General features: G+C 45.2%; 11 protein-coding genes. 2 read left to right on the top strand and 9 right to left on the bottom strand.

Going from position 1 to position 16,857, the window contains the following annotated elements; translation table 11 throughout:
• Window positions 1-78: 78 nt before the first annotated feature.
• The 3 genes from ASL11_RS26605 to ASL11_RS26600 form a co-directional block, all read right to left on the bottom strand.
• Window positions 79-1,137, bottom strand: coding sequence for an Atu2307/SP_0267 family LLM class monooxygenase (locus ASL11_RS26605; RefSeq protein WP_056621551.1), 1,059 nt, complete (start codon window positions 1,135-1,137; stop codon window positions 79-81).
• 657 nt (window positions 1,138-1,794) lie between these two features.
• On the bottom strand, window positions 1,795-1,968 hold the full coding sequence (locus tag ASL11_RS37705; RefSeq protein ID WP_235550596.1) for a hypothetical protein: 174 nt from the start codon (window positions 1,966-1,968) through the stop codon (window positions 1,795-1,797).
• Window positions 1,969-2,168: 200 nt separating this feature from the next.
• On the bottom strand, window positions 2,169-3,635 hold the full coding sequence (locus tag ASL11_RS26600) for a hypothetical protein (protein WP_082595842.1): 1,467 nt from the start codon (window positions 3,633-3,635) through the stop codon (window positions 2,169-2,171).
• A 207-nt stretch (window positions 3,636-3,842) separates the two neighbouring features.
• On the opposite strand from ASL11_RS26600, the gene ASL11_RS26590 reads away from it, so the two are divergent.
• Window positions 3,843-4,877: a YheC/YheD family endospore coat-associated protein gene (locus ASL11_RS26590; RefSeq protein ID WP_056621546.1), complete on the top strand. Its 1,035-nt coding sequence runs from the start codon at window positions 3,843-3,845 to the stop codon at window positions 4,875-4,877.
• A 50-nt stretch (window positions 4,878-4,927) separates the two neighbouring features.
• On the opposite strand, the gene nasC is transcribed toward ASL11_RS26590, so the two are convergent.
• From nasC to nirB (ASL11_RS26565), 5 genes are all read right to left on the bottom strand, one after another.
• Window positions 4,928-7,063 carry an assimilatory nitrate reductase catalytic subunit NasC gene (gene nasC, locus ASL11_RS26585; RefSeq protein ID WP_056621544.1) on the bottom strand — a complete coding sequence of 712 codons (2,136 nt, stop codon included), beginning with the start codon at window positions 7,061-7,063 and terminating at the stop codon, window positions 4,928-4,930.
• Between the two features lie 4 nt (window positions 7,064-7,067).
• On the bottom strand, window positions 7,068-9,449 hold the full coding sequence (nirB, locus tag ASL11_RS26580; protein ID WP_056621542.1) for a nitrite reductase large subunit NirB: 2,382 nt from the start codon (window positions 9,447-9,449) through the stop codon (window positions 7,068-7,070).
• A 63-nt stretch (window positions 9,450-9,512) separates the two neighbouring features.
• A complete protein-coding gene (locus tag ASL11_RS26575; RefSeq protein ID WP_157257063.1) occupies window positions 9,513-10,691 on the bottom strand; it encodes an MFS transporter in 1,179 nt (392 codons plus the stop codon).
• A gap of 19 nt (window positions 10,692-10,710) precedes the next feature.
• Window positions 10,711-11,046 carry a nitrite reductase small subunit NirD gene (gene nirD, locus ASL11_RS26570; protein WP_056621541.1) on the bottom strand — a complete coding sequence of 112 codons (336 nt, stop codon included), beginning with the start codon at window positions 11,044-11,046 and terminating at the stop codon, window positions 10,711-10,713.
• Window positions 11,047-11,060: 14 nt separating this feature from the next.
• The gene (gene nirB / locus ASL11_RS26565; RefSeq protein WP_056621539.1) at window positions 11,061-13,493 is read right to left on the bottom strand and encodes a nitrite reductase large subunit NirB; all 2,433 of its coding nucleotides are present in this window, start codon (window positions 13,491-13,493) and stop codon (window positions 11,061-11,063) included.
• 608 nt (window positions 13,494-14,101) lie between these two features.
• Between nirB (ASL11_RS26565) and ASL11_RS26560 the strand changes: the two genes are divergently transcribed.
• Window positions 14,102-14,563: a GNAT family N-acetyltransferase gene (locus ASL11_RS26560; RefSeq protein WP_056621537.1), complete on the top strand. Its 462-nt coding sequence runs from the start codon at window positions 14,102-14,104 to the stop codon at window positions 14,561-14,563.
• A gap of 84 nt (window positions 14,564-14,647) precedes the next feature.
• Here ASL11_RS26560 and ASL11_RS26555 read toward each other — a convergent pair whose 3' ends face one another.
• A complete protein-coding gene (locus tag ASL11_RS26555; protein WP_056621532.1) occupies window positions 14,648-16,798 on the bottom strand; it encodes an alpha-galactosidase in 2,151 nt (716 codons plus the stop codon).
• Between the last annotated feature and the right edge of the window lie 59 nt (window positions 16,799-16,857).

The following is a 16,857-nucleotide window of genomic DNA, read 5'->3' as shown; positions in this document are numbered from 1 at the left end:
ATCGGGAAAGTAATAGCAAAAAGGCCGTTGATTATTATCAACAGCCTCCTCATTCAATCAGGCAAACTATTATATCTTTTAGAAATTTCTTTCCTCAGCATCCAACCTAGCGACTTCTTCCCGGACTCGAGGTGCGACTTCCGTTCCCAATAGTTCAATGGCTTTCATCACATCTTCGTGCGGCATGGTGCCGACAGGCAAATGAAGGAAAAATCGCGAGAAGCCTAAATGCTTGTACATGTGAATTATTTTGTTCGCCACTGTTTTAGGATCGCCAACATATAATGCGCCTTCTAAGCTGCTTGCAGCATCGAAGTTTGCGCGGCTGTAATGTCCCCAACCCCGCTCTTTTCCAAAATAATTAAACGATGCTTGAGTCGGAGGAAAATACTTCTCTACCGCAAGCGACGTGCTTTCCGCGACGAACCCTAGGGAGTGTACGGCTATCTTTAATTTCGAAGCATCGTGTCCTGCATGAGCTGCTGCTTTCTTATAGAGCGGCACAAGTGGAGCAAATTGCAGTGGACTCCCGCCAATAATCGCCAAAACAAGAGGCAGTCCAAGTCCCCCGGCCCTTATGACCGATTCCGAATTCCCCCCACTGCCAAGCCATATCGGTAATGGATCCTGAACTGGACGCGGATACACACCAAGATTCGTAAAGGCCGGTCTATGGCCACCTTTCCAGGTTACCTTTTCCGAGTCTCTTAGTTTTAATAATAATTCCAATTTTTCTTCAAAAAGTACTTCATAGTCTTTTAAATCATATCCAAACAAGGGGAATGCATCGACCATAGAGCCTCGACCCGCGATAATTTCAGCTCGTCCATTCGAAATACCATCGAGCGTGGCAAACTGCTGAAATAAACGAACTGGATCCGCAGCTGAAAGTACAGTTACCGAACTGGTTAAACGTATCCTTTGTGTAACGGCTGCCGCTGCCGCAAGTATAACGGCAGTAGCAGAATCCCCGAATTCCTTACGATGATGCTCGCCGACCCCAAATATATCCAACCCAACCTTATCAGCTAGGACAATTTCCTCTACTACCTGTCGCAATCGCTCCGCATGACTTATCGTCTCGCCTGTTTGAACATCCGGCGTTGTTTCGACAAAAGTATCTACACCTATTTCCATTTTCAAATCCTCCTATATATAAAATAAAAAACTAATGATATTTATAATATTATTATATATTCTAAATATAGGATATATTTATTCTTTGTATTTGTCAACAAGGATACAGGCAAGAACAATGGTAGCAACATATAGAATGGGAAGTATTGAACTAGAAATAACGAAAAAAAGAAGCTACTATGAAGCAAGCTCCTCCATTATTGATTTTCATTCGCATTATGTCGGAATGAGTATGAGTATTAACCTCTTACCAAGCTGACGCACCTCCGTCGACCGGGAAGTTGATGCCTGTGATATAAGATGCTCGATCAGAAGCGATGAAAGCTGCAAGCTCCACGGAGCTCTTCAGGTTGACCGAAGCGCTTGAGAAGCGTCTTTTTGGTTACTGCATCCCGGACCGCCTGTATGGCGACCCGCCAGTCTTCAATAGAGAAATCGGGCATCGGACCAAAACGTTGATATCACACCCAACTACCTCCCTTCTCTCGCAAAAGTAATCGCCGCGGCGCGCCCCAGTCCTCCTCCTGTGCCAGTAATCAGTACGATCTTATTGTCGAGTATTCCTATAGCTTCCTCCTAGCCTGTGGCTTGACCGTGGAACAACGAATCGAACTGACCACTTTATTAAACTCTTTTGGATATTTTTCATTATCATTTTCAAATTATAACTATGTACGATTCTTTAACGATCCTATCCTTCACGGTAATTTGGTGCCCCAAAAGGTGATGAACGTGCTCACCATCTACGGTTATTTCTGCTCCCTGCACAAAGGATAAGTCATCGGAAGCGAATAACAAGGCCACACTAGCAATTTCCTCTGGTTCCCCCATATCCTACTCCTTTTTTATACGGCACGAGAAGGTAGCCAGTAGAAATACAAGTCCAAACGTTCAAAAAATAAAATAAGGGGTAAGATTCCCTTACCCCAAGACCACTAACATATAAACTATGTTAAAAAAGCTGCACAAGGAAGCATTTGGGTTGCTCATAAACCTACAGAATCCTAACTTGATTTGCGGTTACGTTGTTATTAACTAGGAGTATAAGATAGACTAGCACTAAACGAGAGTTGAGTAATATCAGCTGCTGAAGGATTAGACGCTACATTCGTCCTGATACGAATACCAATACGATCACCTGCTACGACACCTAATGTTCCGAGATTAATATTCGTTGCTGCATAGAAAGTACCGGCAATTACCGTATTACCAGGACCTCCAAAAGTAAGTGAGCTAGTCAGCGGAGTTGTCAAGTATTGTGAAGCAAGATGACTAACCCCATTATTAGGAAATGAAGGTGCTCTGAAAACTGTGAAATCATATACAAGTGGTGTCACATTTATAGAAGCCACTGAAGCAACCAATAAATCTGCGCTTATTTGTAAATTTCGAATAATTCCATTAAAGGGAATTGGGAAGGCAAAACCACCTGCTTCTGGCGGCATCGTTGATTCTCCAGCACCATTAATAACTTCAACCGCACGATTACCAAAACCCATTAAAATTGGAGCAGCTGATACAACTGTAGCGCCACTGAGGATGATACCTGTTGAAAATGGAATTAATCCTCCAGCACCTGCTGGTCCTGCTGGTCCTGTAGCTCCGGTTACCCCTGCTACTCCCGCTGACCCCGGTGCTCCAGTTGGCCCTGCTGCACCTGCTGCACCCGTTGCTCCAGTTGCACCTGCTGTTCCCGCTGTACCTGGTGCTCCAGTTGGCCCTGTTGCTCCGGCTGTACCCGTTGCTCCGGTTGGCCCTACTTCTCCCGCAGTCCCCTGTGCTCCTGTTGGTCCTGTTGGTCCTGTTGGTCCTGTTGGTCCCGYTGCTCCTGTTGGCCCCGGTGGACCACCCGCTGGTCCGGTTGCCCCCGTAGCTCCTACAGCTCCCGTAGCTCCTGCACCTGTAGCTCCKGTTGCACCCACTGCWCCSGCTGTTCCGGTTGGTCCCGTAGCTCCTGAAGCTCCCGTAGCTCCTGCACCTGTAGCTCCTGTTGCACCCACTGAACCGGCTGTTCCCGTTGGTCCCATAGGTCCCACTGTTCCTGATGGTCCCGTCGGTCCTGCAGGTCCCATTGGTCCCATTGGTCCCATAGATCCCACTGCACCCGCTGTTCCTGTTGGCCCTGCAGGTCCCATTGTTCCCGTTGGTCCCATTGGTCCCGTGGATCCTGCTAGTCCTTCTGGTCCTCGTTCTCCTTCTGGTCCTTGGTGACCTCGTGGACCGGCTGGTCCGGCTGGTCCTCGTTCTCCCTCTGGACCTTTGTGACCTCGCGGACCTTCTGGCCCTTCTTGCCCTTTGTGACCTCGTGGACCTTCTGGCCCTTCTTGCCCTTTGTGACCTCGTGGACCTTCTGGCCCCGTAGCTCCTTTTGCTCCCGTCGCTCCTGCTGGTCCTGGTGCTCCCGTAGGACCTGCTGCCCCTGATGTCCCCGTAGGACCTTGGGGCCCCCGTGGTCCTTCTGGCCCTGGAGGACCTGGCGGGCAATTACATTTCCCCATACTAATCTCATCTCCCTATTTTCAAACGTATTTCATCATATTAAAAGCCTAAATAGATAGACACAGTAAATGCCTACCAAATTAGTAAAAGTGGAAAATAAAGCTAATTATTCAACAAAAATCAGCTCTTTTATGTGATTGTCCCATACCAAAATGACCGCGCTAGCATTCATTATTAAAGATGGATGATGGCAGGGAGTGATAGGAATGGACAAGCGCCTATTAATAGGTATTATGGTAACTAAAAGGATTAGTAGAAAAAGTATTTTGGGTCTTTGTCAACGTTATCAAAATCAAAACCTGAGACTTTATGCTTTCACTCCAGCAGATATACGGTGGAAAAAGCAACGTATTATTGGACTTAGCCTGAAAAATGGCAAATGGATACAACGTATGTTCCCTTTCCCTCGTGTCGTCTATAACCGTTGTTATAACAAAGACTCAATGACCATTCAAAGCCTAGAGAAAATTATAGGTAAGAATAAGTGTTTCAATTCAATCAATCATTTCAATAAATGGGATCTTCATAACCAGCTACACCAATCAAATCTTTCGGAATATATACCCGACACATTTCAATATAATGAAGTGAATATATCAGAATTATTAGACAAAAATAATCTTCTCTTTATAAAACCAATTTATGGATCTAAAGGGGCGTCTGTCTATCGAATTGAACGTCTGGATAATGACGATACTCACATTTCCTTACACAGTCTAGCTCCAAGAGTTATTTGCAGGAAAAATGAAAGCATTCAGGAAAAGTTAGATGTTCTCCTCGGACGAAAGAACTACTTGGTCCAACAAGGGATTCAAATGAGTCAACTCGATCGTCAATATTTTGACATCCGTGTCCTTGTTCAAAAGGGGAATGTTGGTCAGTGGATGATATACAACATCACTTGTAGAGTGGCATACGAACGTTACTTTAACACTAGTATGTGTGAACGCGTTTATGATGCAGCAGAAATTCTCAAGCGAATACTTTCGCCTGAAAAAGCAACTGAAATCTTACAATCTCTGAATGAAGTAAGTGTTAAGGCCGCTCAAGAAGCAGAAACTCTTATGGGATCATTGGGAGAACTGAGTGTGGATTTTGTTTTGGACAAACATAGTAAATTATGGATTATTGAACTGAATGGAAAACCTCAAAAAAATATATACGAGGATCTAAAAGGCTTTAAACATAAGGATCTGTATCGTAGACCAATGGAATATGCCTATCATCTTACTCAAACATAAAAAAACCGAACTCACCGCTGCAAGCGATCGACGAGTTCGGTTTCTTCATTTTATACATATTCCGTTACTAACGGACTTACCTGTACCGCACAGACTTTAAACCCAGGCATTTTGCAAGTTGGATCGAGCGCATCATTCGTCAATTTATTAACGTTTTGCGTATCGCCCCAATGCATAGGCACGAACACGGTGTCTTCACGAATAGCGTCACTAAAGCGACTACGCACGTAAATTTCACCGCGTTTGGACGTCAACTTCACAAGTGTAGCATCTTCGATACGGTGCTTTTTCGCCGTTCGGGGATGGATTTCCATGAAGGATTCCACATCTCGCGCGGCTAATGATGGACTTTTACGGGTTTGCACACCTGTTAGATAATGTACGAGAACTCGGCCAGTAGTCAAATACAGCGGGAAATCCACACTGGTCTGCTCCTTGGGCAAATGATTCTCAACAGTAGTGAGAAGCGCTCTGCCCGCTGGAAGCGGAAAAGTAGATTCGAACAAGCGTTTGGCACCTGGATCCGATTCTTCTGGACAAGGCCAATAGACGCCTTCTTCCTTCCGCAATCGCTCATAGGTAATGCCATAGTAGTCAGCTGTTCCACCACGACTTGCTAATCGAAGTTCGTTAAAGACATCTTCCACCTGGGCAAATGGAAAGAAATGACCTCTCCCTAGCTTCTCGGCTAGCTCACAAAGAACCTGCCAATCATGCTTAGCTTCACCAGGTGCAGGACGACCAGCCTCTCGTAGAAGCACGCGTCCCTCCAAGTTAGTTAACGTCCCGCCATTCTCTAAATAGGCCGTTACCGGTAAAATCAGATCAGCTAACTGTGCTGTTTCGGAGATGAGGAAGTCTGCAACGACAAGGAAATCGAGCTTCTTCAACCCTTCTTCAACGAAGTTAGCGTTCGGGTTGGATACGAGTGGATTCGAGCCCATCACGAACAACGCCCGAATCTCCTGCGCATGGACCTTCTCCATCATTTCGTAGGCGGATACACCTTTACCTGGTAGCTCGCTCGGATCGATGCCCCACACATTCGCAACATATGCGCGATCCTCTGGGTTCTCAATTAGTCGGTAGCCTGGAAGCTGATCTGCTTTTTGACCATGCTCCCTTCCACCTTGCCCGTTCCCTTGACCTGTGACAGCCCCATAGCCGCAGCCAGGTTTGCCGATTTTACCAGTAAGAAGCACGAGATTCAGGAAGTTTCGAACCGCCATATGGCCATCCGTTTGCTGCTCCACGCCTCTTGCTGTAAACACCATGCCCGTCTGCGCTTTGCCGTAACTCAATGCGGCCTTACGAATCAACTGAGATGGCACTCCGGTTAAGTGGGCGATCTCTTCCATATCAAGCAAATCGAGATGCGCCTTCAATTCCGTAAAGCCTGAAGTACGATTAGCTACGAACTCTTCATCCAAGCAACCCTCCTCAAGCAGAACTTTGAGCATCCCATTAGCCAATGTCGCATCCATGCCAGGCTTCACACGTAAATGAATATCGGAGATACGCGTAGTACCTGTTTCACGCGGATCAATGGTTATGAGGATGGCACCTTTCTCTTTCGCTCTTGTAAAATAAGGCATCAGCGTCGGTTGACACTCCGCAATGTTCGTACCTGCCAGTATGATACAATCGGCTAATTCAATATCCGATAGTTGGTTCGTTAACCCTCGGTCAATCCCGAATACTTTGACACCAGCAGATGCAGCCGCTGACATACAGAACCTGCCATTATAATCAATGTACTTCGTTTGCAACGCAACACGCGCGAATTTGCCTAATAAATAAGCAGATTCATTCGTGAGCGAACCGCCGCCATATAACCCTACCGTGTGATTACCATACACTTCCCGGAGGTTGTTAAATTGGCTTGCGATTAGCTCGTAGGCATCATCCCAAGTAATTCGCTCGAACCGACCATCCCGCTTCACCATGGGATGGAGCAGTCGTTCTCCTGTTAACACATGCTGATAGGCGTTCATTCCTTTGATACAAAGACGTCCTTCAGACGCTTGATTTGGTTTTGGCACAACAGAATAAACGGACCGACCATCCGAGGCGCTGCGATCTTCAATAACTTGCATTTTGCACTGCACACTGCAAAAGGGGCATTGCGTATCCATCACATGTAAAGAATCAGTAACGACTTGATCTTGCTGTGCAAATAGACTCATAAGCTCACCTGGCCAATGCAGCTGTCGGCTGCGAATTTACTTGCTGATATTCGATCATCTTGCTCTCTATCTGCCATCTACTAAGTAGTTCCATACGTATTGTAAGATTGAATATATGTTCACGAAGTTGCGTAATCCCTTTACGCTCAACCCATTGTCCCGTCGTTTCACCAAAATTCGCTTCTTCACGGTACCATTGAAAAAATGCGATTGCAAGATCTAACACGGTATCCTCGTTGGATTCCATGCAGAACAACTCAGCTTGACGAAGCTTTGTACCTGCGCTGCCTCCAACGTAGATTTCCCAGCCACCTGGGACGCCTACAAGTCCTAAATCCTTAGTAAGCGTGCCAGCACGGTGCAAAGGACTCGCAGAAACCGCAACAGTTACTTGTGTTGGCATTTGCATTCCATCCAAACGATGTTCAAGCCCAATTCCCATCTTGATGGAATCTTGAAGTGCACTTCGATCGTAATCTTTTCCTGCGCATGTTGCAACCGATGTGATGATCTTACCGTAAGATGGAGCTGTCGAGGCCAGGTGGCCAATCTCAGCACCAATGGCGTTGACTTGCTCCTCAGCAATACCGAGTAGATCCAGATGCGCACCGCCGGTTAGTTTCACTAACGGAATCCGATATTTATCGATTATATCGGCAAGTAGCCTCAATTGTTCGGCGTTCGTGACGCCGCCATACATACGCGGTGTGATGGCATACGTGCCATCGGCGAGCAAGCTCGCAGCTGAATCCAGCGTCATGGATTCAGTACCAAACTTATCGGCAGCAGCACCACGTGCCTGGCCGAGATAATATTGCACAGCCGGACGGCATATCGCGCATCCGTCCGCCTTGTTCCAACCAAGCGCATGCATTGCTTCATGCGCGGTCTCGAAGCTCGCGCTGCGCACCGCGTCGCGCAACTCATCATGGCTGTGCGATGTGCATCCGCACACCGTTTCCTTCGGCACCGCCGGCGCGTCCTGGCTCTGCAGCGCCAGCTGCAGCATCGCCGATACGAGCGGCTTGCAGCCACCGCAGGTGCTCGATGCCCGTGTACAAGCGCGAATATCCTCGACAGTCGCGCATCCGTTATCACGTACCGCATCGAGGATGCCGCCCTTGGTTACACCGTTGCAAGAGCATACGGTTGCCGTTAGCGCCAATGAAGACGCATAGGCTTCATCTGCTCCGCCACCAACTGCCGACGCTTCCTCCAACACAGACACATCCGCTTGTTGTTTAATGTAGCCGAGCAGTTTGTTACCCTCACTGCTGTCTCCGAAGAGGACGGCTCCTACGATTTTGTTATTACGCACAGCAATCTTCTTATACGTGTTTTTAATACCATCTATCACTTTCAGTGCCGTTGTAATTTCGGAATCACGAATTTCTCCTGCTGAGAATACTTCTACACCTGATACTTTTAATTGGGAATACAAAATGGATCCTTGATAGCCTTCGGTCTCTATGCCGCATATTTTCTTAGCCAGTACTTTACCTTGTTCATATAAAGGAGCTACCAGTCCGTATACCATATTACGATGCTCAGCACACTCCCCGACCGCATACACTCCTGGCACATTCGTTTCCATATAATCATCAACCATGATTGCGCGATTCGTCTCAATACCACTTTCTGCCGCAAGCTTAATATTGGGGCGTACACCGACAGCAATGACGATTAAATCTGCCTCCACTTTGCTTCCATCTTTAAATAGAAGCCCTTCTACTCGTTTCTTACCAAGAATTTTCTCAGTCTGCTTCTCAAGTAGAAATTTCATCCCTTGCTTCTCGAGTTCTCTTCGCAACATCCCTGCTGAAGTCGGACTTAACTGGCGCTCCATCAAATGGTGGTATATATGAACGACATGAACATCCATCCCCAAATTAAGCAAGCCGCGAGCCGCTTCTAGACCGAGTAGGCCGCCGCCGATAACAACGGCTTTCTTATAGTTTTTGGATGTTTCTATCATTTTGTTGCAATCATTAATATCGCGGAATGCCGTCACACCCGGTTTATCTGCGCCAGGTAAAGGAAGCATGAATGGTAACGAACCCGTGGCAAGGATCAATTGATCATACTCAACTCTCCTCCCTTTTTCACTCACGACGCTGCGTTTGGCAGTATCTATACTGATTACGGGGTCCCCAGCATAAAGTGTAATCCCTTTATCTTCATACCATTGCCAATCATTAATGGTAATGTCATTCACCGTTGTACTTCCTTGAAGCACTTTCGACAACATAATCCGATTATAATTGGGATGCGGTTCACTACCGAAGATTGTGATTTCGAATCGATCTGGCGCAAGTGCGAGAATTTCTTCCACACAGCGAACGCCAGCCATTCCGTTTCCTATTAAGACAAGTTTTTGTTTCCCCATAACCTAATGACCTCCACATTCCCATGCTGAAGTACTCATGTTCCTATCCGTAGATAACCCGCGCTACGATGCTAATGTTCGTTGTTTGTTCAACACCATGCGTCTCGTTGCAAGATTCAACCAAAGACAAGCGCACGCGAATACCATAAGCAAGACAAATCCTAACGTATAAGCACCTGATAAATCTTTTACAATCCCTAATACAATTGGAGGGAAAAATCCACCTAAACCGCCTGCTGCACCAACAATTCCGGTAACAGCTCCCGTATTACCCGAAGAAACTTCGGGAACCATTTTGAACACGGCGCCATTCCCAATACCAAGCAAGGTAGCCGTTACTAGACAACAGACACTAAAGAAAGTGAATTGATGCAGGGACGCTGACAATGCAATCGAAGTTATGATCATACCTGTAAATACCACTACAAGTACACTACGTGATCCAATACGGTCTGCTAGATAGCCACCTAAAGGACGAATGAGCGTCGCAATGACGACAAATCCTGCCGTTTTCAATCCTGCATCCGTGGCTGATAAATGAAATAGATCCTTGAGAAACGTAGGCAAGTAGGCGCCAAATGCAACGAACCCGCCGAATGTTAGAAAATAGAAAAATGATAAATACCAGGTTGATTGATCCTTCAGGACAACCATCGATTGTTTAAATGTCTTCTTTTGAGGGGGAGTAGGTAAATCCTTCGTTCCGATCCAGAAGATAGCCGTTACCAGCACGATCATGATTGCAAGACTCCAGAACACCCATTGGAAACCGTATTGGTTAAACACGAAGGGCAATGAAAAGCTCGCAGCCGCACCGCCTAGATTACCTAGGCCAGCTAATCCAAGTACCAAACCTTGTCGTTCAGGAGGAAACCACCTGGAAACGTAAGTAAGGGAAATGGCAAAGGTCGTCCCCGCCATTCCTATAAAAAGTGCACAAAGCAGCAACATCCAGTAAGTGTGCACAAATCCCGTAAGTAAAAGTGGAATCGTCAGAAAGAGCATTGTAATAGCGAATACACGTTTACCACCGAAACGATCTGTATATATCCCCATCGGGATTCGCATGATGGAGCCGAGCAGTACAGGCGTTGCAATTAACAAACTTTTTTGAATGGTGCTTAACTGAAATAATTCTTGAATTTGTCCAGCAATCGGTGAAAAAACGCCCCAGATCACAAAGGATGCCATCATGGCTAACGTGGATAATCCTAAAGCAACTGCTGATCCATTATGTCGCATGATTCGGTACTCCCCTTTGCTAAGATGCCAAGATACTTTCTTCTGAAATATGCAAATACATCTCTCCGCTTGCATCTTCAATCTCAACCTCGAATTTGGTCACACAGCCATCATCCGGTGCCTGAACAAGTCCGTTATGCAAATCGATCTTCCAATCATGTAGCGGACAAAACACATGATGATCACAAACAATTCCCTCGGATAGCTTACCCGCTTTGTGCGGGCAGCGATTTTCAATAGCTTTGATGACTCCATCTGAAAGTTTGAACACAGCAATTTCTAAGTCACCAATACGTACAACACGTGATCTTTTTATTGCAATTTCTGAAATATGGCCAATGTGTACCCTTTTCATATGCCTCATCCCTTCTATTTCAAAATCGACGCTGCCGATTGCTCTTCAATGGGTGAAAATGTTTGGCGAAGTGCCTTTTCTTCGATAATCTCTTTCCATGGATCCTTCAGCAGTGATAATGCTTTATTAATGCGGTCGTTGAAGGCAGCACGATCTTCGCTTGATGCCAATGTTGTCTTAATAGTCTCCAGACCTACTCGCTCCAACCACTCCGATGTGCGCTCATTGTACTTCCCGGTTTCCCGATAATATTGCAGGTAAGCGCCAGACCATTCGAGCACTTCCTCTTCCGTCTTCACTTTGCATAAAAGATCAGTTCCACGTAACTTCGTTCCTCCGTTACCGCCAACATGGAGTTCCCAGCCGCCGTCAATGGCGACTACACCAAAATCTTTGATTGTCGCCTCCGCACAGTTACGCGGACAACCCGAGACAGCCATTTTAACCTTAGCTGGTGTATACAGCCGTTCGAACTTCTTCTCAAGTTGAATGCCCATGCCGATCGCATCTTGTGTACCAAAGCGGCAGAACGTGGAGCCCACGCATGTTTTCACTGTACGAAGTGATTTACCGTATGCATACCCTGAAGGCATATCTAGATCAGCCCACATGCCAGGCAGGTCTTCTTTCTTCACACCGAGCAAATCGATACGCTGTCCGCCTGTCACTTTCACTAGGGGAACTTCATATTTCTCAGCGATCTCTGCAATTTTCTTTAAGTCCTTCGGAGTCGTTACACCACCATACATTCTCGGAACGACAGAGTACGTGCCATCCTTCTGAATGTTCGCGTGATTACGCTCGTTCACGAAACGAGACTCTCTTTCGTCTTCATGCTCTTCCGGCCACACCATACCCAAATAGTAATTCAATGCTGGACGGCACTTAGAGCACCCTTCTGTATTGGACCATTCAAGAACATTCATAACTTCTTTGGTAGTGGTAAGTTGCATGGTGCGGATCGCTTCAACAACTTCGTCACGCCCAAGCGTTGTACAACCGCAAATCCCTTCCTTGACGGTTTTCACACCGTCTGCACCAAGGACATAAGTAAGAACATCGGCTACAAGCGGCTTACACCCTCCGCAAGAAGCGGAAGCTTTGGTACATGCTTTGATATCATTAACGCTGGAGCAGCCTTTCTCTTGAATCGCTTGGACAATGGCCCCTTTGGAAACACCATTACAGCCACATACGATTTCATCTGCGCTCATGCCAGCAACTAGATCAACACCTGACTTCGTCTTGCCTCCACCATCGCCAATGAGTACCGTCTTTTCTTTGCCCGTTACATCCTCACCATTGCGAATCATTGCGAACAGTCTGGAACCATCGCTGATGTCACCGAACAAGACAGCCCCGATCACTTTCCCTTCACGAATTACAACTTTCTTATAGATGCCATCAAAATCATCTTGTACACGCACAGCACGCGTACCTGGTTTATCTGCATATTCACCTGCGGAGAAGACGTCAACACCAGAAACTTTGAGCTTCGTAGAAACGACAGAACCCTGATAGCCATCCGTACTAACACCTGCTAATCGCTTGGCTAGAACAGCTCCTTGCTCATACAGCGGTGCCACTAGACCGTATGCAACACCTCGGTGCTCTGTACATTCGCCAATAGAGTAAATATGCGGGACACTCGTTTCAAGGAAATCATTGACTACGATGCCTCGATTGATTTCAATGCCACTGTTCTTCGCCAGTGCCATGTTAGGTCTAATCCCAACAGCCATCACGATAAGATCAGCATCTACCTCTGAACCATCCGTGAAGCGAAGTCCAGTAACTCGTTTCTTACCTAAAATGGTTTCACTATTTTTCTTGAGCAGGAATTTCATCCCTTGTTGTTCTAATTCTTGTTGCAACATCGTGGATGCAGTTCTGTCGAGTTGAAGATTCATTAAGTATTCGTTGATATGAACGACGGAAACTTCCATATTCAGGTTCAGCAATCCGCGCGCCGCTTCAAGCCCAAGTAGACCGCCTCCAATAACTACTGCTCTTTTGTAATTCTTGGCGGTTTCCATCATCGTCTCGCAATCCGCAATGTCGCGGAATGCAATCACACCTTCTTTGTCTGCACCGGGCAGCGGCAACATGAATGGCAGCGATCCAGTTGCCAGTATCAATTCATCATAGGCTACCGTGATTCCATGATCTGTGCTAACGAGCTTGCGTTCTGTATCTATCTTGTTAACGGTATGTCCCGTGTGCAAGGTAATGTTGTTATCCGAGTACCAAGACCAATCATTAATGACGATATCCTTCATATCCGCATCTCCAGCCAATACAGATGAGAGCAGGATACGGTTATAGTTTGGATGCGGTTCTTTCCCAAAGATCGTGATTTCATATGAGTTAGGTGCAAGTTTTAGCAATTGCTCTATACAATTAACACCAGCCATACCATTTCCTACTAAAACTATTTTTTTCTTCATCCTATGTCACGCTCCCATTCGAATTAAACTAACATGATGAGTTATGTTATATCTACATTGTGTTGTAAAATGGATATCCGATTTGTAATGTAAAATTACCTAACATTTGTTTCTTGTTACCAATATACGCTGTAACATCGTTTTTTTCAACAAAAATTTGCCAATTCGTTGTAATTAAGTACATCAAATTTGAAAAACACGAACAATTACATATTTTTCATCAATTTTCATACGCTTTTAGATGGATGTTTCCGCTTCCACTTCATTCAACCTTTTATTTCAACATCGATAAATTAACTGAATCTTAAATGCAATGTCATGTTATATAACAAAAAAGGAGTGTGAGATTATTCATTTCCACAGTTTTTTCATCTATTTCACCATAAAAACAAACTCAACTTCTCCGATTTCTTAAAGACACATTTGTTATGCTCTCATTAGAAATCTCATCCAACTGCTATTTCATGTCAGTTATCACTATGTTTTCGTCAGATATATTCAAAATAATATGATAACCCATAAGAAAAGGTTATTTGTTATCAGTTTTACGTTAGTTTATATTACATATATACCCATTATGAAATTTATGGAAAGAGGAGGTACACTTTATGATTAAAACGAGGCGTTACTCCACGTTGGATACGGATGATTTATGGCGGATTCATTTATTAGTCATCTCTGAGGCAAATGTAGAACCTACTCATCAGCATTACCATGATATTTTACATATCCCTGAACAGTATTTAAAAGATGGCGGGGAATTTCTGGTAGGCACCGGATTAGACGGTAATGTGTTGGCCATGGGTGGCTTAAAGCTGCTTAAAGATGGCAAAGCCGAAATTAAGCGTCTTCGTGTTCATCCTAGTCATCAGAAGAAAGGATATGGTCAACAGATTCTCTCGCAATTAGAGGAAAAAGCTAGAGAACTCGGCGTCAACCACCTGATTCTTGACACGCTTTCCAATCAACTCGGTGCCCAAAAGTTATTTGTGAAAAATGGCTACCAACAGAAAGGTCCAGCTACCATCGATGGTTTCCACGTCTTTCTATATGAGAAGGCACTCGTATAAGCGAGATAACAAAAGAGGTTAGCCCTATGTCATTGAAGACAATGGGCCAACCTCTTCTTTGTTGCTCATCCAATAAGCCAACAATTAGGAAATCGATGAAATGTCATACCGATACATAATGAAAGTAAAAGGCGCTGGTCGAGTAACTACATATTCTCCTTGCTGTGTCGATTCCCAGACCACTTGAAGCTGCGTTTGCGGAATTAACACATCATCTTTTATATCCATTCGCAGCAACTCGGTGACGTTTACTTCACCACTCAAGCCCCACAGTTTCATAACTGCGGTGTCGGATTCGTGCAGCTCGCGGTAGATGATGAAATAACCGTGCATTGGACTGCAAATACTTTGCATGCCTGTCCAGCTAGCACCCGATGGTTCTTCACCTATAGGTAGCACTTGTCCAGCTAAGATCTCCGCATGATAAGGCTTCAAAGCTTGAATGATCTTAGACAAGCGAGTCATTTGCTGATCCGTTAATCTCGTTAGTTCCATCCAGGCTAATGGATTCGAGAACGCTGTTGCTGCGAAAGCATAGACTTGCCCGCATGCATCCGGAGCTAAAGGATCTTCCGCATAGTTATCCATGTTGCGATTCACATTCAAGAATTCCATTTGCAGTCTCGAAGATGGTAAATAAGGAGCTAACATCCAAAGATTGCGCAGCGTCCAGTGAGGATAATAATTTTTCCAATCGGTGTAGCGATTTTCAAGAAAAATACTTCCATATTGGGTTTGCCCAAAGTAACCTAGTCTCTTCTGAGCAGTCGTATCGATATTGAAATCAACTTGCCCATTGGTCGCTTTCTGAACGTATCGCATCATATTCAGTAAACGAATCTCGCCCAACTTAGATCGAATCTCAATACCATCTAACTTAAATGCACGAATATTGTAATTTCGATGGAGATGCAATAAGGTAGCAATATCCCTCTCCCAATTCATATAGTCATGGACAGAGTCTGGAGAGTACCATAAGCCTAAGGCAACCCCCAGTTCCTTGGCTAGTGCAACGATGGATGCGAGTCCGTTCGGAAATCTGTCCGGGTGAACCTCCCAGAAATCCCCATCACCACTATAATAATCGCTCCACAATCCTCCATTCGCCATCGTTGATGCATGCACAGAATTGCTCGTTACCCCCTTCTGCCAACCGTCATCAATTTGCATGATGCTTATTCCAAGGGCGGCTGCCGCCTGCAATTCTTTGATCAAAAACGACTCGCTTATGGCGCCATCTTTCGAGCGATCCCCCCAGGTATTGCTCATCATGAAGCTATCTCTATCCGAATTGTGCGGACGCAGATTCCGATGATACGTTTCAAGCAAGTTATATCCACCCAGCATAGTCCCATCGTAAACACCAACAGTTACGCCATAAGAGGTGATGTCTTCTTTTTGTCGTAGATCTTCTTCACTTAGCCCCGTTCCTTCCAGGCTCAAACGTTTCCCGCGAAATTGAAATTCCATCCGATAGTTACCAAATATTCCTAATTTCGTTGGACCTTCTTTAATAATTAACAAACCGCTTTCATGCAGTGTTTTCGTAAGAAACAATAGATTACCTTGTAAGCTTCGCTTCTCATTGACGTATAACAACCCCGTGTCACGACTTACGAGATTATTATTCGTATCCGTCTGATCAAGAAATTGTATAGATGTCCATCGGCAATGAAGATCTCGAAGTACCATATGTTCACAATAATCAGCCAGCGCAGCGTGATGTTGCTTATTATTCGTGTCAAGTTGAAGTGCAGGAGTGGACAGATTGCTATTTGCTTTGAAATCATCTTTTGTCCAGACAAGGGATCGCTCCATATCTGATGGGAGATAATTGCTTTGGACAGTACTGTCTTGAATCACAGTTATCTCATGACGAATGAATGGTGCTTCAGGATAGATCTTCAATGTCAATCGTTGGATAGCAGACATAACTTCAACGTGAATATCTACATTCGTTTGTAAATAAGGCTGAGATACGCCATAGTCATTCTCAACGAAAGTTGAGATGAAAATGGCATGCGGCTGCTGGTCATCAGACATTCCTGGGATTTGAAACATCGGAGTGTCGGGTTCAGCTGTGAGCCATTCCTGATTAGTATTTTTATCAAGAATAGAGACATTAACTGGACAGCCGCCGGCAAATGACCAACACCGTTCAATCTTGGCATTCCCAACCCGTAAATACGTCCCTTCGACACGAACATAACAATCCAACCATTCCTTCAGCAGCATATCTTCAGCAACCTCCATTATGGTAATATATTATCTAATACGGACATTATATATCCAAG

This window comes from Paenibacillus sp. Soil750, from assembly GCF_001428045.1.
Taxonomy (GTDB): Bacteria; Bacillota; Bacilli; order Paenibacillales; family NBRC-103111; genus Paenibacillus_E; species Paenibacillus_E allorhizoplanae.
The sequence above is the reverse complement of the archived record's forward strand: the minus strand, read 5'-3'. Positions and strand labels throughout refer to the sequence as shown.